This window comes from Micromonospora sp. KC213 (genome assembly GCF_004348325.1).
Taxonomy (GTDB): Bacteria; Actinomycetota; Actinomycetes; order Mycobacteriales; family Micromonosporaceae; genus Micromonospora.
Genome location: NZ_SMKF01000099.1, coordinates 1 through 21,668, shown reverse-complemented (window position 1 = coordinate 21,668; position 21,668 = coordinate 1). Strand labels below are relative to the sequence as shown.

The window sequence follows — 21,668 nt, the reverse complement described above, 5'->3', positions numbered from 1 at the left end:
GGGTGGGCGGACGTCCCGGCTCGGGTCGGCGCCGGCCAGCCCCTCGCGCACCACGAACCGGTGCAGCCCGCGAACCGCCGACGCGGCCCGGGCGGCCGACGACACGGCCAGCGGCGGGTGCCCGTCGTCCCCGGCCCGCAGCCGCGCCAGGTGGGCCTCGACCTGCCCGGCGTCGACGGCGGCCAGATCGGTCACCCCGGCCGCGGTCAGGGTGTCGAGGTAGCGTGCCAGATCCCGGCGGTACGACGAGAGCGTGTTCGCCGACAGCCCACGCTCGACGGTGAGGTGGTCGAGGTAACCGCGGACGGCACGACGCAGGGCCGGCGCGGGTTCCCCACCCGCGCCGGCCCGCTGCCGGGAACCGGTCAGCTCAGCACCTCGGCCAGCGGCAGGACCTCCAGTCCGTGCGCCTCGGCGACCGGGCCGTAGACGACCCGCCCGTCGTGGGTGTTCAGGCCCAGCGCCAGCGCCGGGTCGCTGCGCAGCGCCTGCCGCCAACCGTGGTCGGCCAGCTCCAGGGCGTACGGCAGGGTGACGTTGGTCAGCGCGTAGGTGCTGGTGTTCGGCACCGCGCCGGGCATGTTCGCCACGCAGTAGAAGATCGATTCGTGCACCCGGTAGACCGGGTCGGCGTGCGTGGTGGGGCGCGAGTCCTCGAAGCAGCCGCCCTGGTCGATGGCGATGTCGACGAGCACGCTGCCCGGCTTCATCCGGCTCACCAACTCGTTGGAGATCAGCTTCGGGGCCTTCGCGCCGGGCACCAGCACCGCGCCGATGACCAGGTCCGCGTCGAGCACCGCCCGCTCGATCTCGTACGCGTTGGAGGCGATGGTCTGCAGATGACCCCGGTAGATGGCGTCGGCCTGACGCAGCCTGGCCACGTTCTTGTCCAGCAGCAGCACCTCGGACTGCAGGCCCAGCGCGATGGCGGCGGCGTTCATGCCGGACACGCCCGCGCCGATGACCACGGTCTTGGCCGCGTACACGCCGGAGACGCCGCCGGGCAGCACACCCCGCCCACCGCCGGTACGCATCATGTAGAAGGCGCCCACCTGGGGGGCGAGCCGGCCGGCGACCTCGGACATCGGGGCGAGCAGCGGCAGCGACCGGTCGGGCAGCTCGACGGTCTCGTACGCGATCCCGGTGACCCGGCGGTCGACCAGCGCGTCGGTGCACTCCTTCGAGGCGGCCAGGTGCAGGTAGGTGAAGAGCACCTGTCCCGCGCGCATCCGGTGGTACTCCTCGGCGACCGGCTCCTTGACCTTGAGCACCAGCTCCGCGGTGTTCCACACCTCGTCGGCACTGGCCAGGATCTTGGCACCGGCGGCGGCGAACTCGTCGTCGCCGATGCTCGACCCGAGGCCGGCGCCGGACTCGACGAAGACCTGGTGGCCGTGGCGGACGAACTCGTTGACGCCCGCCGGCGTGATCGCCACGCGGTACTCGTGGTTCTTGACCTCGCGTGGGATTCCGACCTTCACGATCAGACACCTCTCTCCGGGGCTGCTCGTCCCCGACTGCGCGGCCCCGCCTCCGGCCCCGTTGCCGGCGCGGTCGACCGGTCCCGCCGGCGGCAGTCTAGGCGTGCCCGCTCGCCCCGGGAGCCCACACTGTGACACCCGGCGCGCATCACGCCTGACGATGTGTCAGGTGTACGGCGGCGTTCACCCTCATCGTCGCACCGGACGAGCGTCGCCGCTCGGAACCGCCGTCCGGCGGCCCTCATCTCCGGGCCGGCACGCTGGCGGCCCGTGCGTCGTGCCCCGGACGAACACGTCGGGAGGGGCCGCACGACACGACGCGGCGGCCCTCCCGACGTACCCGGATCAGCGGGGCAGCGGGGCGTCGGCCCGGCGCAGCACCGACCAGCCGGCGTCGCGGGCCCGGGCGGCGGCCAGCAGCCCGGCCACGCACGGCCCGTTGGTGATCTCCCCGGCCAGCACCATGCCGACCGCCTCGTCGAGGTCGAGCCGGACGATCTGGATGTCGGCCTCCTCCTCACGCCGCCGGTGCCGCCGGTCGGCGGGGACCTCGGCCAGGTCGCGGGCAAGGAAGACCCGGACCACCTCGTCGGAGAAGCCGGGCGAGGTGTGCACGTCCACCAGCAGGTCGAGAGTGCCGGCGGTCAGGTCCGCCTCCTCGGCCAGTTCCCGCGCCGCGGCGGCCGGCAGTTCCTCGCCGTCGACGTCCATCAGCCCGGCCGGCAGCTCCCACAGGTGCCGGCCGACCGGCTGCCGGTACTGCCGGACCAGCACCACCTGACCGGCGTCGTCCAACGCCACCACGGCGACCGCGCCGACGTGCCGGACGTAGTCGCGCGTCGCGGTGCCACCACCGGGCATGGTCACCTCGTCGGTGACCACGTCGAAGATCCGCCCCTGGTAGCGCTCGGTGCGCGACCGCAGCTCGTAGCGGTGCTCGACGGCGCTCACGACGCCGACGCCGCGGTCACCGAGGCACCGTTGCGGGCCGCCTTCTGCGCCGTCGCAGCCGCCGGGGTCTCCGCCACGTGGTCCAGGTCGACCGGGAGCTGGTCGGCCTCGGAGTACGCCACGGCGGCCTTGACGAACGCCGCGAACAGCGGATGCGGGCGGGTCGGGCGGCTCTTGAGCTCCGGGTGCGCCTGGGTGGCCACGAAGAACGGGTGCAGGCTGCGGTCCAGCTCGACGAACTCCACCAGTCGGCCGTCCGGCGAGGTGCCGCAGATGTGCAGGCCGGCCTTGGTCAACTGCTCCCGGTAGGCGTTGTTCACCTCGTACCGGTGCCGGTGCCGCTCGCTGACCTCGGTGCTGCCGTACGCCTCGGCGACGATGGAGCCCTCGGCAAGCTTCGCCGGGTACGCCCCGAGCCGCATGGTGCCGCCCAGGTCGCCCTTGCCCGCGACGATGTCCTCCTGGTTGGCCATGGTGGCGATGACCGGGTGCCGGGCCTGCTCGTCGAACTCCACCGAGTTCGCCCCGTCCAGGCCGGCGAGGTGCCGGGCGACCTCGATGGTCATGCACTGCAGGCCGAGGCAGAGGCCGAGCAGCGGCACCGCGTTCTCCCGGGCGTACCGGGCCGTGCCGATCTTGCCCTCGATGCCGCGTACGCCGAAGCCGCCGGGAATGACGATGCCGTCGACGCCGGCCAGGGCCGCCGCCGCGCCGGACGGGGTGACGCAGTCGTCGCTGGGCACCCAGCGCAGCTGCACCCGGGCCCGGTGGCCGAAGCCGGCGGCCCGGATCGCCTCGCTGACCGACAGGTACGCGTCGGGCAGGTCCACGTACTTGCCGACCACCGCGACGGTGACCGTGTGGTGCGGCTGGTGCACCCGGTCGAGCAGGTCGTCCCAGCTGGTCCAGTCGACGTCGCGGAAGGACAGCCCGAGCCGGCGCACCACGTACGCGTCGAGGCCCTCGCGGTGCAACACCTTCGGAATGTCGTAGATGCTGGGCGCGTCCGGTGCGGCGGTGACCGCCTCGCGGTCCACGTCGCAGTAGAGGGAGAGCTTCTCCTTGACCTTGTCCGGAATGTCCCGGTCGCAGCGCAGCACCAGCGCGTCCGGCTGGATGCCGATGCTGCGCAACTGCGCCACCGAGTGCTGGGTGGGCTTGGTCTTCAGCTCTCCCGACGGGGCCAGGTACGGCACCAACGACACGTGCAGGTAGAAGCAGTTGTCCCGGCCCAGGTCGTGGCGAACCTGACGGATCGCCTCCAGGAAGGGCAGCGACTCGATGTCGCCGACCGTGCCGCCGACCTCGGTGATCACCACGTCCGGGGTGTGGCCGTCGGCGTCCGGGTCGGCCATGCCGAGAATCCGTGCCTTGATCTCGTTGGTGATATGCGGGATGACCTGCACGGTGTCGCCGAGGTACTCGCCGCGCCGCTCCTTGGCGATCACGTCGGAGTAGATCTGGCCGGTGGTGACGTTCGCCTTGCCGGACAGGTCCCGGTCAAGGAACCGCTCGTAGTGCCCGACGTCGAGGTCGGTTTCCGCGCCGTCCTCGGTGATGAACACCTCCCCGTGCTGGAACGGGTTCATCGTCCCGGGGTCGACGTTGAGGTACGGGTCGAGCTTCTGCATCACCACGCGCATGCCGCGGGCGGTCAGCAGGTTGCCGAGGCTGGAGGCGGTGAGGCCCTTACCCAGCGAGGAGGCGACGCCCCCAGTGACGAAAATGTGCCTGGTCGTCCGTGCTGAAGGGGCCAAGGCCTGCTCCCGTGTCGTCCGTAGCGGTCGTGCGAACCGCCGTGCCGATCAGCAAAGTGATCACGCGATCCACGGGATTCCACGGTAACACCTCTCCGGCCAGGGGCCGGCGGTGCACCCGGCCCCGCACACCCTGCAACCGCGGGTCAACCCGCCGCGACCTCGGTCGAGGGCCGCTCCGCCGGCTCGGGTTTCCGGGCGGACGGCACGGCCGGTCCCCCGGACCGGGCCTCGCCCTCCCCCGCCGTCCGGCCGCCGTCGCGTTTCCCGTCGGCGTCGTCGCCGGGCCCGGCCTCCGCCGGAGCGGGTCCCCGGTCGGCTGCGCCGGACGCACCGCCGCCGGGCAGCCCGCCACCGCCCGACCCGTCCGGCCCGTCGCCGCGCTCCCGGCTCTCGCCCGGCAGGGTGCGGTCGGTGGAGTGGTCAAGCACCCGCAGCGACGCCAGTGCCGCCATCGGCACCGCCAGCGCGCCGGCCGCGCCGGCCACGTCCAGGGCCGCGCCGCCGAGCACCCCGCCGATCACCGACGCGACCGCGGTGCCGGCCATCGCCGCCCGGATCGCCGGATAGATGCCGAACAGCCGCATCAGGCCGCCCCACGGCTGGAGCAGCGCGAACCAGACCAGCAGGGCACCCAGTACGGCCAGCACGGTCAGTGGGCTGTTCACCAGCGTCTCGAAGTTGGCGGTGCTGGAGCGGTGCAGGGTCAGCCCGCCGGTACCGTCGCCGAGCGCGGCGAGGAACCGGCCGAGGCTGCCCCGTTCCTCGGCCGGGCGACGGGCGTCCGTCACGGCGTACCCGACGGTCAACGCCAGACCGGCCATCGTGGCCCAGACCAGCCGGCTCATGGTCAACCAGCCGCCGGTGCTGATCGCCGCCGCCACCGCCACCCCGGCGGTCAGGGCCACCGCACCGATCGGGTCGGCGCCCAGGTAGGGGCTGCCGACCACCACCACAGCGACGCCGCCGACGGCGACCGTCACCATGGGCCGCCACTCACGCCGGACCCGCTGGGCGAGCCAACCGGCCCCGAGCAACCCGGCGGCCAGGAACACGCCGAGGCCCACCGTGCCCAGACCGGCGAACCGGCCGCCCTCCAGAGCCGAGTAACCGACCACGCCGTTGAGCTGCAACCGGGCCCCGCTGAGCACGTCGGCACCGACGACCAGGGTGGCCAGCCCGGCGACCGCGCCGAGCGGACCGAGGGTCCGTTCGTGACCGGGAGCGAAGCGCACCAACGCGGTGGCCCCGCCGATCAGGGCCAGGGTCACCAACGCGAACCACCAGCCGGCGTGGTCACCACGCCACCAGGGAACGGCGTCGGCCAGCAGGGCCGCCGGGACGGCGAGGGCGACGGCGACCAGCAGCAGTTCGACGGCGGCCACCACCCGCCGGGAGACCGGCCGTGGACCGTGCGGGCCGGCGTGCCGGCGGGCCCGGCGCAGCAGCGGCAGCACGGCGACGAAGAGTGCCACCTCGGCCAGGGCGAGCAGGGTGAAGAACCAGCCGGCCACGGTCCGCTGGGCGCCGGCCTCCCGGTCGGCGTCGGCGGCGGCGGTGATCGCGGCGGGCAGGTCGTCCGGCCGGCCGTCGACCCCGACCGCCGGCCGTCCCAGGAACAGCCGCTCGGGCATCGGTCGCCCGAGCGCGGACAGTGCCGTCGGTGCCAGGTCGATCAGTTGCAGGTAGCCTTCCCGGGCGGTGCTGGCCGAGGTGAGCCAGCCCTGCTCGAAGCCGGGCCCGTCGGCGACCGCGACGTGCAGCCGCGCCGGTGCGGCCACGTCGGAGACCCCGGCGACGACGACCAGGGAGCGGGGCGGGCGGGCGGCCAGCACGGTGGCCAGCGCGGTGTCCGCCCGGCGCGCCTCGGCGGCCCGGGCGACCGGGTCGTCACCGGTGACGCTGCCGAGGTCGACGATGCTGAGCACGCAGGAGCCGAGCAGGTCCGCCGGGTCGGCGGGCAGTTGCGCGGCGTACCGGTCGACCCGGCCGAAGGGGCGGGCGGCGGCGACAGCGGCGCCCGGACCGATCGCCACCGAGCAGCGCACCGACTCCGCCAACGACCCGGGCACCGCCCCCCAGGGCAGCCGGTCCTGGTTGTAGGCGACCACGCTCTCCTGCTGCGGCAGGTTCGCGCCGATCCGGTCCGGCTGTTCGACGGTGACGTCGGCGGGCGGGCAGACGCCCGGGGGCCGGCTGCCGTTCCACGCGGCGTAGCTGCCCGCACCGAGCGTGAGCCAACCGTCGACCGGACAGGTCGGGCGGCGCGCGGAACGGGTGGACAGCGACCCGATGGAACCTTCCTGGGCCATCCGCCACAACGTGGGGGTGGTCTGCGCGTCGACGTCCTCCCAGCGCAGGCCGACCACGCCGACGAGCACCACGAAGTCGGCGGTGCGCCGGGGGGCGTTGCCGTCCGGGCGGGCCGCCAGGGCGGTCACACCGAGCACCACCACCAGCAGGGTCAGCAGGATCGGGGTGAGTCTGCGCAGCATCACCGGCGTCCCGTCGACGGGGTGCCCGCGTCGGGGGTGGCCGGCCCGGCGCTGTCGGGGGCCACCTGCGCGTAGAGCGCGACCAGGGCAGCGACGGTGTCCTCCTCGTCCGGCCAGGTGGCGGCCTGTTCGGTGCCGCGCCGGGCCAGGTCGGCCCGGAGGCTGGCGTCGTCGAGCAGGCGCCGCACCGCGGCGTCCACCGCGTCGACGTCGCCCGCCGGCACCAGCAACGCCGCGTCACCGACCAACTCCGGCAGCCCGCCCACCGCGGTGGCCACCAGCGGTACGCCGGCCCGCAGCGCCTCCTGCGCGAAGAGCTGCCGGGCCTCCCAGTCACTGGTCACCACCGCCACGTCGGCGCCGGCGAGCAGGTCGGCGATGTCGGTGCGGTGGCCGAGCAGCGTCACCGGTGCCCGGGCGGCGGAGATCCGGGCCGCCAGCTGCAGGTAGGCCGGTCCGCTGCCGGCGACCACGACGACCGGGGGCGGATTGCGGCTCCGCCAGCGGGCCGCGGCGTCGACCAGCACGTCGTACCGTTTCTGCGGGTGCAGCCGGCCGACGGAGAGGATCAGCGGTTGGTCGGTGGCGACACCGAACTCGGCCCGCACAGCGGCCCGGCGTCGGCGTGGCACGGGCAGCGGCGGCGCGGCGACGGGGGCGAACCGGGCGTCGGCCGCACCCAGCGCGGCGGCCCGCGCCACCAGGTCGCGGGAGGCACCCAGCGCCACCCGGACGGACCGGGCGACGATCCGCTCGGCGAGTCGGGACAGCTGACCGCGCAGCCCACCGGCGAGCACCGCGTTGTGCCAGGTGACGACCACCGGCGCGGCGGGTCGGGCGAGCGTGGCGACCAGCCCGGCGCGCAGCCCGTGGGCGTGCACCACCTGGATGGTCTCGGCGGCCAGGGCCCGGCGCAGTGCGGCGACGGCCCGGACGTCGGCCGGGGTGGGGCTGGCCGGGATCTGCACCGGGGTGAAGCGGGCCCCGACGCCGGTGAAGTCGAACTGGTCCTGGGTGGCGGCGGGTCCGCAGACCAGCACGGAGGCTCTGGCCGCGGTGAGGCCGCGGGCCACCGAGCGTACGTGCTGGCCCACCCCGCCGGTGCTCGAGGCGAGCAGCAGGACCACCGTGCCCGACCAGCGGGCTGGCGAGGTCGCGTCGGTCATGGGAAGACCGTCTCCTTCCCGTCGCCCCGTTCCGGAAAGCTGCCGTCCGGCGGGCCGGGTGGGGTGTGCCGGCGCCGGAGGCCGAGCCGGCGCAGCACCCCGCCGAGCAGCGGCTGCACGTCGGGCCGGTCGGTCAGCCAGGCCACAGCGAGGAACACCGCCCCCACCACGACCCCGGACAGCATGCCCTGCGCGAGCGCCTGCGCTGTCGTCGGGGTGTCGTCGCCGGCGAGCCACCGGGCGGCGAACCAGCCGGCGGGAGCGGCGAGCCCGGCGGCGGCCAGCCCGGCGGCGGCGGCCCGGCCCGTCCCGGCCAGCGCGGACCGGCCGGCGACCCGGGCGACCGCGGTGAGCAGCAGCCCGCCCAGCAGCAGCATGCCGACCGAGTTGGCCACGGTGACGGCCAGCACCCGGTCAGCCCGGGGCAGCAGCGCGGCCAGCGGTACCGCCGCCACCGGCACGGCGAGCCAGCCGACGGTGATGGCGACGGTGGCCACCCGGGCGGCGCCGCGCGCGTAGAGCGCGCGCGAGAGCACCGCGAAGAGCCCGTAGCCGACCAGGCCCGGAGCGAAGCCGACGATGCCGGCGGCGGTCGCCGCCGTGCCCAGCGGGAAGAACGCGCCGACCGCCTCGGCGGTACCGACCAGCGCGGCCGTGCCCAGGAAGCTGAACAGCAGCACACCGCGCACCGCCGGGGCCAGGGTCCGCCGGTAGCCCGCCTCGTCACCGCCGGTGGCGGCCGTGGCCAGGGTCGGGTACGCGGCGACGGCGAGCGGCACCGCGAGCACCGCCCAGGGCAGCAGGTACATGGTCTGCGCCAGGTTGTAGACCTGCGGTGAACCGGTCGGCCCGCCGGAGACCCGGTTGAGGATGACGACGAGCGCGAGCTGCTGGGCGGTGACCGTGACGGCGCCGGCCGCCGCCAGTGCGCCGACTTTGGCCCGGGCCTCGGCGGGGAACCGGTAGCCGGGGCGTGGCCGCAGCCCCAACCGGCGCACCGGAATCAGCAGCGACAGCGACAGCACCACCACGCCGAGAGTGGTGCCGCCGGAGAGGACCAGTTCGCCGCCGCGGCTCACCTCGGCGATGCTGGCGCCCCGCCCCTCGCCGGCGCCGAAGACCAGGTACACCACGACGACGGTGAGGCTGGACAGCAGCGGCGCGATCACCGGCCAGGCGAAGCGCCGGTGTGCCTGGAGCACGCCGGTCAGCACGATGCCGACGCCGTAGAGCGGCAACTGCGGGGCGAAGACCCGCAGCATCCGGGCGCCGGCCGCGAGTTCGGCCGGTGAGCGGGCGTCACTGATCAGCCCGACGATCGGGTCCGCGAAGAGCGCGACCAGCGCCGCGAGTGGCACCAGCAGGGTCAGCATCCAGGTCAGCAGCGATCCGGTGACGGCGGCCACCGTCCGCCGGTCACCGGTCTCGACCGGGCCGGCCAGCAGCGGTACGACCAGGCTCGCCAGCGCCCCGCCGGCCACGATCTCGAAGATGATGTTGGGGACGGTGTTCGCGACGACGTACATGCCGCCGAGGTCGCTGCGTTCGACGACCCAACTGAACACGGCGGTACGGCCGAAGCCGGCGAGGCGGGCGACCACGGTCAGGACGGCGATGAGGGCGGCCGCCCCGGCCACCCGGCCGGCGTCGGCGAGGGGTGCCGGTCTGCTCACGTCAGTCGGATCGCCGACCCAGCTCGTCCAGCTCGCGCAGCCCGGGGGTGCGCTGGATGACGGCCGTGAAGCTGACCTTCTCACTGGCGGCGGTGAGCCCGGCCAGCACGGCGAGGATGCCGGCCCGGCCGAGCGGCCCGGTACGGGCGGCCAGGGCCACGCCGAGCAGCGCGCCGAGAGCGTTGGCACCGCTGTCGCCCACCATCACCTGCTCGTCGAGGTCCTCGGCGAGCAGCCCGGACGCCGCGCCGACGGCCCCGGCGGCGATACCGCCGTGCGGACCGGTCGTCAACGGGACGCCGAGCAGCAGACCGGACTTGAGCGCCCGCCCGGGGCGCAGGTCCAGCAGGTTGACCAGGTTCGCCGTGCCGGCCACCACGCCGGCGCCGAGCAGCACGTCGACGGTCCGGCCGAGGACGCCCTGCCGCTGCCGGCGGCGGTGCGCGGCGACCCGGGGGTCGGCGGCGAGCAGCGCCGCCGCGCCGAGCCCGGCGGCCCCGACACCGACGACCTTCACCACGCCGGCGGTGACCCGTCCCTCGCGCAACGCGGCGAGGTGACCGGTGAACCCCTTGGCGGCCTTCTGCTCCGGCCGGGCGCCGACCACGTCGTCGTAGAGGCCGACCGCGCCCGAGCCCAGCCCGGCCACCAGGGCGGCCGCACCGGCCGGGCCGCTGGACGCACCGAGCGCTGCGGCGCCGGCCGCGCCGACGGCCAGCGCCGGGCCGGCGGCCAGGGTGACGGTACGGCCGCGGAAGTTGGTGCGTTCCAGTGCCGGCCCGACCGGGGCGGTACGGATCTCCCGCAGCGCGTACCGGGCGGCGGCGACGCCGGCGGCGGCGACCAGCAGTCGCCCGATCACGCTCACGCGGTGCCTCCGGTCGGCACGTGCGAGGGGATTTCGGTCACCGGGGTACGTCGTTCGCTCACTGGAGCAGTCTAGGCAGGAGATCCGCGGCGTTGTCGCCGACGCCGTACTGACCGGCTTTCTTCTCGGTGAGCTGCTGCACCAGGGCGAGGACGGTGACCAACTGCCCCTGCGCGCTGTTGGCGTTGTCGACGGTGGAGATGGTCTGGGCCAGCACCGGGTCGCCACGGACGACCGACACCAGGTTGCCGCCGGTGGAGCCGTTGCCGGCGACGACGATGGCGCCGGTGCGGTCGAACTGCTCGGCGACCTTCACCACCGACTCGTCCTTCTTCGCGGAGTCCTTGTCGATGTAGGGCTGCCCGCTGACCACCACGACAGCCTCGGCCGGGCCGCTGATCTGCTTCTCCGCGGTCACGTAGCCGGCGTTGGAGTACGCGGTCAGCACCGCCCTGCGGTCCGCCTCGGTCACCGCCGGGGTGCCCTGGGGCCGGTCGAGCAGCACGCTGGCCAGCAGGGCACTGGAGGTCTCCACCCCGTTGCCGTTGCCGGGCAGCGCGGAGGCGGGCGCGGTGGGCCGGGCGGCGGTGACGGCCAACTCCATCAGGTTGGTGTTGTTGTCCGGGTTGATGAACTTGTCCTGGACGTCGACCCGGCCGGTCACCTTGGCGCCGGCGGTTTCCAGCATCTTCAGCACGCCCTCAGTGTGGTCCTGCCCGGTCGGCATCCGCAGCACCAGCACCCGCTTGTCGGCGAGTCTGCCCGGCAGGAACACCTCCGCCATCTGCGCGGCGTACTCCTCTTCCAGCTCCAGCTCCCGCTGCATGCTGTTGACCGACTGGCGCATCTGCTGGTTGTCCTTGCGCAGCCCGTTGACCGTCTCGTTGAGGGAGTCGGCCACCGGGCCGTTGAGGGCGGCTGTGCCGACCACCAGGCCGATGGCCAACGCCAGGAAGACCGCGGTCAGGGACACCACGTGGTACCGGAAGTTGATCACGCTTGCAGCCTCTTGATCGGTCGGGAGCTAGAAGAGCTGGCCGAGCTGGAACACCAGATTGTCCCACCACTCGGAGACCACGCCCAAATACGCCTTCCCGACCGTGGAGACCGCCACCGCGGAGGCCATCGCGGCGATCGCCGACAGCACCAGCAGCAGCAGCGACGAGCCGGAGATGCTCTGCCGGTAGAGCCGGCTGACCCCCTTGGCGTCCACCAGCTTGCCGCCGACCTTGAGTCGGGTCAGGAAGGTGGACGCCATGCCGCCGCGCCCCTTGTCCAGGAACTCCACCAGGGTGGCGTGGGTACCGACCGCGACCAGCAACGAGGCGCCCTTCTCGTCGGCCAGCAGCATCGCCAGGTCCTCGCTGGTGGCGGCGGCCGGGAAGGTGATCGCCGGGACACCGAGCCCGTTGACCCGGGCCAGGCCGGGTGCCCGCCCGTCCGGGTACGCGTGCACGATCACCTCGGCGCCGCAGCGCAGCACGTCGTCGGTGACCGAATCCATGTCCCCGATGATCATGTCGGGGGTGTAACCCGCCTCGACCAGCGCGTCCGCCCCACCGTCCACGCCGATCAACACCGGCTTGAACTCCCGGATGTACGGCCGCAGCACGTCCAGGTCGGCCTTGTAGTCGTAGCCCCGGACCACGATCAGGCAGTGCCGGCCCTGGACCTGGGTCTGGATGTCCGGTACGCCCACCCCGTCCAGCAGCAGGTCACGTTCCTGCCGGAGGTAGTCCATCGTGTTGGCGGCGAACGCCTCCAACTGCACCGACAGCCCCTCCCGGGCGTCGGCCATCGCCTTGGCCACGGTCTCGGCGTCCTGCAGCTCACCGTGCGCCACCGGCTCGTCGCCGAGGAACACGGTGTTGCCCTCGATCCGGACCGTGTCCCCCTCCCGGACCCGCTCGAAGATCCCCTCGCCCAGGTCGTCCAGCAGCGGAATGCCGGCAGCCACCAGCACCTCGGGCCCGAGGTTCGGGTAGCGGCCGGAAACCGACGGCTTGGCGTTCAGGACCGCCGCGACGCCCACGGCGACCAGCGAGTCGGCCGCCACCCGGTCCAGATCGACGTGGTCGATCACTGCGATGTCGCCGGGGCGGAGCCGGCCGACCAGCCGCTTCGTGCGGCGGTCCAGACGTGCGGTGCCGAGAACTGAGCCCGGTTCCGCGTTCCGGGTCCGGCGCAACGTGGGTAGACGCATCGTGACCATCCTGGCATGTGAGGCAGGGTTTTCTGTCGCGACATGCCTGAGCAGGGCCGCCTACCCAGGGAAGCACACCAGAGCCCGGGCCGGTGTGCCTCTGCTCACAATAGCGCCGGTCAGGGCCGCCTTTCCCGGGCCGCCACGGCCAGGAGTTCCTCGGCGTGAGCGATACCCAGATCCGAGTCCGGCAAACCGGCGAGCATCCGGGCCAGCTCACGGGCCCGCTCGGTGTCCTCCACCACCCGCACCCCGCTGGTGGTCACCGCGCCACCGGTGTCCTTCGCCACCACCAGGTGCCGGTCGGCGAACGCGGCGACCTGCGGCAGGTGGGTCACGACGAGCACCTGGTGACTGCGGGCCAGCCGGGCCAGCCTCCGGCCGATCTCCACCGCCGCCTGGCCACCGACCCCGGCGTCCACCTCGTCGAAGACCAGCGTGGGCGGCCCGCCGGAACCGGCGAAGACCACCTCGATGGCGAGCATCACCCGGGACAGCTCACCACCGGAGGCGCCCCGCTGCAACGGCAACGACGGCGCACCCGGATGCGCCAGCAACCGCAGCTCCACCTCGTCGGCGCCATCCGGGCCGACGCCGACCTCGGCACCGTCGACCGTCAGGGTGGGCTCCGACCGGCCCGCCGACCGGGGCAGCACGGCCACCTCGATGCGGGCGTGCGGCATGGCCAGCCCCGCCAGCTCCACGGTCACCTGCTCGGCGAACCGGGTCGCCGCCTCCTGCCGCGACGCCGAGACCCGGCCGGCCAGGTCGGCCACCTCACCGGCGAGCCGGGTCGCCTCCCGGTCCAGCTCCTCGAGCAGATCGTCAGAGGTGTCCAGGTCGGACAATCGGGCGCGGGCCCGCTGCGCCCAGGCCACCACCCCGTCGACGTCGTCGGCGTACTTGCGGGTCAACGCGCGCAGGGCGGCCCGCCGTTCGTAGACAACCTGCAACCGGGCCGGGTCGGCGTCCAGCGCCGCGAGGTACGCCGACAGCTCGGCGGAGACGTCGGCGACCAGGGTGGCCGCCTCCTCCAGCCGGCCCGCCAGCTCACCGAGGGCCGGGTCCGTGCCGGCCTGCGCCTCCAGGGTGCGCCGGGCCGTGCCCAGCAGCGCCGTGGCGTCCGGTGTGTCGTCGGCGGCCTCCACCCCGCCGGCCACGCACTGGTGGGCCAGCTGGGCGGCGGTACGCAGCCCTTCGGCGTGCTCCAGCCGCTGCGCCTCGGCCTTCAGCTCGTCGTCCTCGCCCGGCTGCGGATCGACCCGGGTGATCTCGTCGAGACCGAGCCGCAACAGGTCGGCCTCCTGGTGGCGGGCGCGGGCGTTGCGCCGCCGGTCGGCCAGGTCATCGACCACGTGCCGCCACCGCGCGTACGCCTCGCGCAGCGCGTCGAGCAGCTTCTCGTGCTCCGGGCCGGCGAACCGGTCCAGCGCGGCCCGCTGCTCGGCCGGGCGCAGCAGGCGCAGCTGGTCGGACTGGCCGTGCACGGCCACCACCTGCTCGCCGACCTCGCCGAGCATGGACACCGGCATGCTCCGGCCACCCAGGTGGGCCCGGGACCGACCCTCCACGGTGACCGTACGGCTCATCAGCAGCGAACCGTCCTCGTCGGGCTCCCCACCGGCCTCGACGATGCGGGCGTGCACCACGTCGGCGACCGGGCCGCCCAGGCGCAGCCGACCCTCGACCACCGCGCGGCCTGGCTCGGCCCGCACCCGCCCGGCGTCGGCCCGGCCACCGAAGAGCAGCCCGAGACCGGTCACCACCATCGTCTTGCCGGCACCGGTCTCGCCGGTGATGACGTTCATCCCGCCGATCAACGGCAGGGTGGTGTCCTCGATGACGCCCAGTCCGGTGATGCGCAGCTCTTCCAGCACAGCACCCGACAGTAGACGCGGGCCCCGACAGTTGCCAGCCGGCACCACCCGGCTGTGGACAAGCCGGCCCCGAAGCCCACCGAGCCGGTCGAGCCGTCACCGTCGGCTGCCGCGCCACCCCTGCACCGGCAGGTCGAACTTGGCGACCAACCGATCGGTGAACGGCCGGTCCCGCAGCCGGACGATGCGCACCGGCAGCGCACCGCGCCGCACCGTCACCCGGGCTCCCGGCGGCAGGTCGAACACCCGCCGGCCGTCGCAGCACAGCACCGCGAGGGTGGTGAACGGGTCCACGGTGATGGCGAAGGTCGAGTCGGGCGCGGTGACCAGCGGACGGCTGAACAACGCGTGCGCGCTGATCGGCACCAGCAGCAACGCCTCCACCTCCGGCCAGACCACCGGTCCGCCGCCGGAGAAGGCGTATGCGGTGGAGCCGGTGGGGGTCGCGCAGACCACGCCGTCACAGCCGTACCGGGACAGCGGCCGACCGTCCACGTCGACGAGCAGCTCCAGCATCTGGGCCCGCTCGCCCTTCTCCACGCTGATCTCGTTCAGCGCCCAGGACTCGATGGTCGGGCCGCCGTCGAATTCGGCGGTGACGTCGAGGGTGAGTCGTTCGTCCACCCTGTAGTTGCGGCCCACCACATCACGGACCGCGACGTCCAGGTCGTTGATCTCGGCCTCGGCGAGGAAACCGACCTTGCCGAGATTGATACCGAGCAGCGGCGCCTTCGCCGGGCGGGCCAGCTCCGCCGCGCGCAGGAAGGTGCCGTCGCCGCCGAGGGCGAAGACGATCTCGGCGCCCTCGGCCGCCTCCGGCCCGGCCACCGGCACGACCCCCGGCAGGTCGAGGTCGTCGGCCTCCTCGGCCACCACCCGCACCTCGAAGCCGGCGGCAATGAGGTCGGCGGCAACCGCCCGGGCGTGCTCGGTGCTGCGCCGGCGACCGGTGTGGGTCACCAGCAGGGCGGTGCGGCTCACCGCTCCACCCGCCCGTCGGTGCGCGGGCTCACACAGTCGCTGACACTCACCGAACCAGCCTCTCGTATCCGCTCACCGGGCTAAGCCTCGTCGCTCACCCGGACATCTGGAGGATCCGCCTGCGGCGCGGGGCCGGACGGCGGCACGGCCTCGGGTCCGGCGGCCACCACCGCCCGTACCCGCTGCGGATCGGCCGCCGCCGCGCCCCGCCGTAACCATACGAAGAACTCGACGTTGCCGCTCGGCCCGGGCAGCGGACTCGCGGCCACGCCGGCCAGCCCCAGGCCGAGCCGCGCCGCCGCCGCGGCGACGTCGAGCACGGCCTCGGCGCGCAGCGCCGGATCACGGACCACGCCGCCGGCACCCACCCGTTCCTTGCCGACCTCGAACTGCGGCTTGACCATCAGGGCGAGGTCGCCATCGGCCCGGGTACAGCCGGCCAGCGCCGGCAGCACCAGACGCAGCGAGATGAACGACAGGTCGGCCACCGTCAGGTCGACCTCACCGCCGATGATCTCCGGGGTCAGGGTACGGACGTTGGTCCGCTCGAAGACCCGTACCCGCTCGTCGGTGCGCAACGGCCAGGCGAGCTGCCCGTAACCGACGTCCACCGCCACCACCTCGGCGGCACCGGCGCGCAGCAGCACGTCGGTGAAACCTCCGGTGGAGGCACCGGCGTCGAGGCAGCGCCGTCCGACGGCGGTCAGCCCGCCCGGGCCGAACGCGGCGAGCGCGCCGGCGAGCTTGTGGCCGCCACGCGAGACGTACTCGTCGGTGGGGTTCTCCCCGGTGACCAGCAGCGGGTCGGCGGGGTCGACCATCGCGGCGGGCTTGCGCGCCGGCACCCCACGCAGCTGGACCCGGCCGGCTTCCACCAGGGCGACGGCCTGCTCCCGGGAGCGGGCCAGACCGCGGCGGACGAGTTCGGCGTCGAGGCGGGTACGACGTGCCATGGGGGTGGTTCTCCGGTCGGTGTCATGCCTGGTCGATGGTGGCGAGGGTCTCCCGCAGCGTCTGGTACGCCGCCTCGTACTGGGCGATCTGGTCGGCCGGGGGCAGCCCCGCTGCGTTGGTCATCGCCTGGACGGCGGCGTCCACGGCCGGGTGGTGCGCCTCGCCGACCTCGTCCGGCGGGGTGATGACCGTCGTCGGGCCGGAACGCGGCACGGGCGGCGGACCCGGCCGAACGCCGGGCGGCGGACCCGGCCGGAACGGGCCGCTCACGACCACCCGCCGCGCGGGTACCCGCCGGTCATTCCGCGCCGCCCGTGGTCCGCTTGCGCGGCGCGGCCTTCTTCGCCGGCGCGGCCACCCGGTTTTCGCCCGGTGTGGTGGAGACCATGGCGGGCGGCTTCTTCGCCACAGCCTTCTTGGCCACAGCCTTTTTCGCGACGGCCTTCTTCGCGACGGCCTGGGTGGGGGCGGGGACCGGCGCGGAACCGCCCGGCGTACCGGTGTCGCTGCCCCCATCCGCCGGCGCACCGGCCCCGGCCAGGTCAGCGGGGGATGTCGAGGCGTTTCCCGGGCCGCCCCTGGCCTCGCGGAGCTGGCGTTCCAGCTCGTGCACCCGGCGGGTCAGCTCGGCCACCTCGTCGGCCGTGGCCAGCCCCACCGCACCGAGTGCCCGGTCCACCTCGAAGCGGACCAGCTTGGTCAACGCCTCCCGGTTGGCCGCACCGGTGGAGACGAGTTCCTCGGCGAGCGCCTGGAGTTGGGCGGCGGTGGCGCCGCTGGTCCCGACGACGCGCCGCACGGCCTCCTGGGCCTTCTTCCGGGGCGCCTCCGTCAGGCCCATGGCCAGCTCGAGGTAGGCGCGCCACGCGTCCTGCATGCCTGAAATCCTTCCGCGGGGCGGGATGTGCGGGTCTCACGCTACCGGGAGCCCCGGACACCCCATTGCGGTACGGTGCCGGGAAGCGGCGTGGCGCGACAAGGGAGGCGACGTGGCCAGCGTGGACGAGTGCCGACAGGCGTTGCGGGATCTGGCGGCCCGGCTGGACCGGCACGCCGACGTGCAGGGCAGGATCGATCTGGACCGCACACTCGCCTGCCGGATCACCGACCTGGACACGGCGTTCCACGGCCGGCTCGCCGGCGGCCGGCTGGTCGACCTGGCCGACGGCGACGACCCGAAAGCCAAGATCGCCCTGGTGGCCAACAGCGACGATCTACTCGCCCTGGTGCGCGGGCAACTCGACATCACCAAGGCGATCGCCGCCCGCCGGGTTTCCCTCAAGGCCAACCCGTTCGATCTGATGAAGCTCCGCAAACTGCTCTGAGGGAGCGGGCCGTGCGCCGGTGGTGGAGGGCCGCTCGTCCCGGACCGGTCGCCCGGCAACCACCGCGGGCGGCCGCGGCTCCAACGACGGTCAGGCCGGCACACCGAACGCTTCCAGGGCCCGTCGCGCCTCCGGTGTCCCTGGTCGCACGGCCGGCTTCGACTCGACGGACCAGGCGGCCGCACAGAGCACCACGAGGGCGTCCAGCGGGCGTCCCGCGCCGTGCAGCTGCAACCCGTCGCCGGTCACGGTCGCGGACCAGCCCTCGGCTGACGGCTTTCCCGCAACCTCCACGACGGCCGCCGGGTCGAAGAGCCCGGCCAGGTCCTTCGCCACGTACGTGGGTCGCCGCCGCGGCGGTGCGGCCAGCAGCTCGGGTACGTCGCTGACGCCGGTCAGCACCAGCAGGCTGTCCAGCCCGGCGCGGCGGGCTCCCTCGATGTCGGTGTCCAACCGGTCGCCAACCACCAGGGTGCGCCCCTGCCCCGCCCGGCGGGCGGCGGTGGCGAACAGGGCCGGTTCCGGCTTGCCGACGACCAGGTCAGGGGCCCGGTCCAGCGCGTGGCGCAGCGCCGCCACCAGTGAACCGTTGCCGGGCAACGGGCCACGACCGCTGGGTAGGGTCCGGTCGGTGTTGGTGGCGATCCAGGTCGCGCCGCCGCGCACGGCGACCGCCGCCTCGGCCAGATCGACCCAGCCCACCTGCGGGCCGTACCCCTGGACCACCGCGACCGGCGACTCGTCGGCACGGGTCACGGGGGTGAGCCCGACGGCGCGGACCTCGGCGCGCAGCGCTTCCGCGCCCACGACGAGCACCGGGGCGCCGGTCGGAAACCGGTCCCGGAGCAGTTCGGCGGCGGCCGCCGCGGAGGTCAGCACCTCGTCCGGCGAAGCCGGCACGCCCATGCCGGTGAGCAGGTCGGCCACCTCACTGGAGCGCCGGGAGGCATTGTTGGTCGCGTACGCGACCGAGCGGCCCTCGGCGTGCAGCCGACCGACCGCCTCGACCGCGCCGGGAATCGGCCGGTCGATCAGGTAGATGACCCCGTCCAGGTCGAAGACGACCAGTTCGTACCCGTCGACCAGCCGGTCCCCGGCGACCTCGCTCATCGCTGACCCGGCTCCGATCCGTCGCCGCCCGTCGGCTGCTCGGCCGGGGCGTCGGCCCGGAACTCGACCTGGGGCGCGCCGCCGGGCACCGCCCGGTCGACCGGCGCGACCTGCTCACCGCCGGCCTGCTCGTCGGTCGCCACACCAGCCTGCTCGTCGGGCGCTGCGGCACCGGGGGCGAGGTCGCCCTCCTCGCCCTCGCCGAGGACGTCCTGGTCCTCACCGGCGAGGTCTCCGGCGGCGACGGTCAGATTCGCGTCCGGTCGGGCGGGCACGGCGCCCGGGGTACCCGGACCCGCCGCGATCTCCTCGGCCGTCTCGTCGTCGTCCTCGTCGCCCTCGATGACCACCCCGTCGAGTTCCAGCAGCCGTTCTGCGGCGTCGGTCTGGCCGTCGGCGTCCACGTCGGCAGCGCGGGAGAACCACTCCCGGGCCTCCTCACGGCGTCCAACCGCCAGCAGCGCGTCCGCGTACGCGTAACGCAGCCGGGCCGTCCACGGCTCGGCCGCGTCGGCGGTCAGCTCGGGGACCTGGAGCATCGCGACCGCCGCCTCCTTCTGGCCGAGGTCACCACGGGCACCGGCCGCCACGATCAGCAGTTCGATCCCCACCGCCGGGTCGAGCTTCGCCCGGTCGGCGCCCCGGAACAGGTCGATGGCCCGCTCCGGGCGCCCCAGCGCCCGCTCGCAGTCGGCCAGCACCGCCAGGTGGCTCTGCAACCCGGTCATCCGGTGGTAGGTCCGCAACTCGGCGAGCGCGGTCTGCCACTCTCCCGCGTGGTACGCGGCCAGTCCGACCGCCTCCCGCACCGCGGAGATCCGCGCGGCCAGCCGGCGGGCCGCCAGCGCGTGCGCCAGCGCCTCGGCCGGATCCTCGTCGATCAGCTGGCCCGTCGCGACCAGGTGCCGGGCGACGGTCTCCGCCACCGGCTTGTTCAGGGAGAGCAGTTCGGCGCGGACGGCGGTGTCGAGGTCGGTCGCGGAGATCTCGTCCGGCAGCGCCGGCGCAACCGCACGACCGCCCTCGGCCTCGTCCTGCCGCTCCCGGTCGAGGCCAAAGCCACCCTCGCGACGCCGGTCCTCGAAGCCTCGCCGGTCGTCACGACGCGGCCGGTCACCGTAGCCGCCGCGGTCGGCGCCCCGGTCGGGTCGGTCGCCACCCTCACGGCGCTCGCCGCCGCGGAAGCCGCCCTCACGGGGGGCCTCGCCGCCCCGGAAGCCACCCTCGCGACGCTCGCCACCCCGGTAGCCACCCTCGCGACGCTCGCCACCCCGGTAGCCACCCTCGCGACGCTCGCCACCGCGGAAGCCGCCCTCACGGGGGGCCTCGCCGCCCCGGTAGCCGCCCTCACGGCGCTCGCCACCGCGGAAGCCACCGCCCTCACGACGGTCACCGCCACGCGGGGCCTCGCCGTCGCGGCGGAAACCACCCTCACGGCGTTCGCCGTCACGGAAGCCACCACCGCGCGGCGCCTCGCCGTCCCGGCGGAAACCACCCTCACGGCGGTCACCACCGCGGAAGCCACCCTCACGGGGGGTCTCGCCGCCCCGGTAGCCGCCCTCACGACGGTCACCACCCCGGTAGCCACCCTCGCGACGCTCACCGTCACGGAAGCCACCGCCACGCGGCGTTTCGCCGTCCCGGCGGAAACCACCCTCACGGGGACCCGAGCGGTACCCGCCCTCGCGACGGTCACCGCCGCGGAAACCGCCCTCGGGACGGTCGCCACCGCGCGTGTCACCGTCGCGGCGGAAGCCACCCTCACGGGGACCGGAACGGAAGCCACCCTCACGACGGTCACCGCCGCGGAAACCGCCCTCGGGACGGTCGCCACCGCGCGTGTCACCGTCGCGGCGGAAGCCACCCTCACGGGGACCGGAACGGAAGCCACCCTCGCGACGGTCACCGCCGCCGAAGCCGCCCTCGCGACGCTCGCCGCCGCGGAAACCACCCTCACGGCGCTCACCGCCGCGCGTGTCACCGTCACGGGGGAAACCACCCTCACGGCGCTCGCCGCTTCGGAAGCCACCGGTACGCGGAGCGTCACCATCGCGGCGGAAACCACCCTCACGCGGGCCGGAACGGAAGCCACCCTCACGACGGTCACCGCCGCCGAAGCCGCCCTCGCGACGCTCGCCGCCGCGGAAACCACCACCGCGCGGAGCCTCGCCATCACGGCGGAAACCACCCTCGCGGCGCTCACCGCCGCGGAAGCCACCGGTACGCGGAGCGTCACCATCACGGCGGAAACCACCCTCACGCGGGCCGGAACGGAAGCCACCCTCACGACGCTCACCGCCACGGAAGCCACCCTCACGGGGGGCCTCGCCGCCGCGGAAGCCACCCTCACGACGCTCACCGCCACGGAAGCCACCGGCGCGCGGAGCGTCACCATCGCGGCGGAAACCACCCTCACGGCGCTCACCGCCGCGGAAGCCACCGCTGTCACGGCCGCCGCGGTCGGCGCCGGAGCCGCCCCGCTGCCCGCCTCGATCGTCACGGTCTCCGCGGTACGGGGGACGGTCGTCCCGGCGCGAGCCGGCACCCCGCCCTTCAGGGCGGTCGGCTCGGTCCTCGTAACGGCGTGGACGGTCTCCGCCCTGCGGTGCTGAACTCACGGGTACATCCTTCCTCATTGCGCCACCAACGGCGCTACGCAGTCGAGGGCCGACCCGGAATGGGGCGGCCCTCGACTGGAAGATTGTCCGGCGGTGTCCTACTCTCCCACACCCTCACGAGTGCAGTACCATCGGCGCTGGAGGGCTTAGCTTCCGGGTTCGGAATGTTACCGGGCGTTTCCCCTCCGCCATGACCGCCGTAACACTAT

19 protein-coding genes and 1 rRNA gene are annotated in these 21,668 nt (G+C 74.3%); 2 read left to right on the top strand and 18 right to left on the bottom strand.

What is annotated here, in order from left to right:
- From E1166_RS19625 to E1166_RS19555, 15 genes are all read right to left on the bottom strand, one after another.
- The coding region (locus tag E1166_RS19625) for a site-specific integrase (protein ID WP_165944385.1) at positions 1–369 on the bottom strand (369 nt) is incomplete at its 3' end.
- On the bottom strand, positions 366–1,481 hold the full coding sequence (gene ald / locus E1166_RS19620) for an alanine dehydrogenase (RefSeq protein ID WP_132340820.1): 1,116 nt from the start codon (positions 1,479–1,481) through the stop codon (positions 366–368). The genes ald and E1166_RS19625, both read right to left, overlap by 4 nt.
- A gap of 345 nt (positions 1,482–1,826) precedes the next feature.
- Entirely contained in the window at positions 1,827–2,432 is a 606-nt protein-coding gene (locus E1166_RS19615) for an NUDIX hydrolase (RefSeq protein WP_132340818.1), read from the bottom strand.
- Positions 2,429–4,189: a CTP synthase gene (locus E1166_RS19610; RefSeq protein ID WP_132340816.1), complete on the bottom strand. Its 1,761-nt coding sequence runs from the start codon at positions 4,187–4,189 to the stop codon at positions 2,429–2,431. Before E1166_RS19610 ends, E1166_RS19615 begins: the two co-directional genes overlap by 4 nt.
- A gap of 146 nt (positions 4,190–4,335) precedes the next feature.
- Positions 4,336–6,684, bottom strand: a complete 2,349-nt coding sequence (locus tag E1166_RS19605) for a hypothetical protein (protein ID WP_132340814.1) — start codon at positions 6,682–6,684, stop codon at positions 4,336–4,338.
- A complete protein-coding gene (locus tag E1166_RS19600) occupies positions 6,684–7,850 on the bottom strand; it encodes a glycosyltransferase family 4 protein (protein WP_132340812.1) in 1,167 nt (388 codons plus the stop codon). Before E1166_RS19600 ends, E1166_RS19605 begins: the two co-directional genes overlap by 1 nt.
- Entirely contained in the window at positions 7,847–9,523 is a 1,677-nt protein-coding gene (locus E1166_RS19595) for a lipid II flippase MurJ (RefSeq protein WP_132340810.1), read from the bottom strand. The genes E1166_RS19600 and E1166_RS19595 overlap by 4 nt, the downstream gene beginning before the upstream one ends.
- A 1-nt stretch (position 9,524) precedes the next feature.
- The gene (locus E1166_RS19590; RefSeq protein WP_132340808.1) at positions 9,525–10,391 is read right to left on the bottom strand and encodes a hypothetical protein; all 867 of its coding nucleotides are present in this window, start codon (positions 10,389–10,391) and stop codon (positions 9,525–9,527) included.
- Positions 10,392–10,449: 58 nt separating this feature from the next.
- Positions 10,450–11,388, bottom strand: a complete 939-nt coding sequence (locus E1166_RS19585) for a copper transporter (RefSeq protein ID WP_132340806.1) — start codon at positions 11,386–11,388, stop codon at positions 10,450–10,452.
- Positions 11,389–11,415: 27 nt separating this feature from the next.
- Positions 11,416–12,594 (bottom strand): putative cytokinetic ring protein SteA, encoded by a 1,179-nt coding sequence (gene steA, locus E1166_RS19580; protein ID WP_132340804.1) that lies wholly within the window; start codon positions 12,592–12,594, stop codon positions 11,416–11,418.
- Positions 12,595–12,713: 119 nt separating this feature from the next.
- Positions 12,714–14,471, bottom strand: coding sequence for a DNA repair protein RecN (recN, locus tag E1166_RS19575; protein WP_132340802.1), 1,758 nt, complete (start codon positions 14,469–14,471; stop codon positions 12,714–12,716).
- A 96-nt stretch (positions 14,472–14,567) separates the two neighbouring features.
- Positions 14,568–15,452 carry an NAD kinase gene (locus tag E1166_RS19570; RefSeq protein ID WP_132266829.1) on the bottom strand — a complete coding sequence of 295 codons (885 nt, stop codon included), beginning with the start codon at positions 15,450–15,452 and terminating at the stop codon, positions 14,568–14,570.
- Between the two features lie 80 nt (positions 15,453–15,532).
- The gene (locus E1166_RS19565; RefSeq protein ID WP_132340800.1) at positions 15,533–16,405 is read right to left on the bottom strand and encodes a TlyA family RNA methyltransferase; all 873 of its coding nucleotides are present in this window, start codon (positions 16,403–16,405) and stop codon (positions 15,533–15,535) included.
- A 22-nt stretch (positions 16,406–16,427) separates the two neighbouring features.
- Positions 16,428–16,676, bottom strand: coding sequence for a hypothetical protein (locus E1166_RS19560; RefSeq protein WP_132340798.1), 249 nt, complete (start codon positions 16,674–16,676; stop codon positions 16,428–16,430).
- Between the two features lie 28 nt (positions 16,677–16,704).
- Entirely contained in the window at positions 16,705–17,283 is a 579-nt protein-coding gene (locus tag E1166_RS19555) for a hypothetical protein (protein WP_132340796.1), read from the bottom strand.
- 112 nt (positions 17,284–17,395) lie between these two features.
- On the opposite strand from E1166_RS19555, the gene E1166_RS19550 reads away from it, so the two are divergent.
- The gene (locus E1166_RS19550; protein ID WP_132340794.1) at positions 17,396–17,731 is read left to right on the top strand and encodes an SCP2 sterol-binding domain-containing protein; all 336 of its coding nucleotides are present in this window, start codon (positions 17,396–17,398) and stop codon (positions 17,729–17,731) included.
- Between the two features lie 90 nt (positions 17,732–17,821).
- Here E1166_RS19550 and E1166_RS19545 read toward each other — a convergent pair whose 3' ends face one another.
- Both E1166_RS19545 and E1166_RS19540 read right to left on the bottom strand, forming a co-directional pair.
- Positions 17,822–18,841: an HAD-IIA family hydrolase gene (locus tag E1166_RS19545; protein WP_132340792.1), complete on the bottom strand. Its 1,020-nt coding sequence runs from the start codon at positions 18,839–18,841 to the stop codon at positions 17,822–17,824.
- On the bottom strand, positions 18,838–19,767 hold the full coding sequence (locus E1166_RS19540; RefSeq protein ID WP_243710437.1) for a Replicase polyprotein 1ab: 930 nt from the start codon (positions 19,765–19,767) through the stop codon (positions 18,838–18,840). The genes E1166_RS19545 and E1166_RS19540 overlap by 4 nt, the downstream gene beginning before the upstream one ends.
- On the opposite strand from E1166_RS19540, the gene E1166_RS31065 reads away from it, so the two are divergent.
- Positions 19,690–21,453 carry a hypothetical protein gene (locus E1166_RS31065; RefSeq protein WP_207914368.1) on the top strand — a complete coding sequence of 588 codons (1,764 nt, stop codon included), beginning with the start codon at positions 19,690–19,692 and terminating at the stop codon, positions 21,451–21,453. The genes E1166_RS19540 and E1166_RS31065 overlap by 78 nt on opposite strands.
- A gap of 91 nt (positions 21,454–21,544) precedes the next feature.
- On the opposite strand, the gene rrf is transcribed toward E1166_RS31065, so the two are convergent.
- Positions 21,545–21,661 (bottom strand): 5S ribosomal RNA (rrf, locus tag E1166_RS19530).
- Positions 21,662–21,668 lie beyond the last annotated feature (7 nt).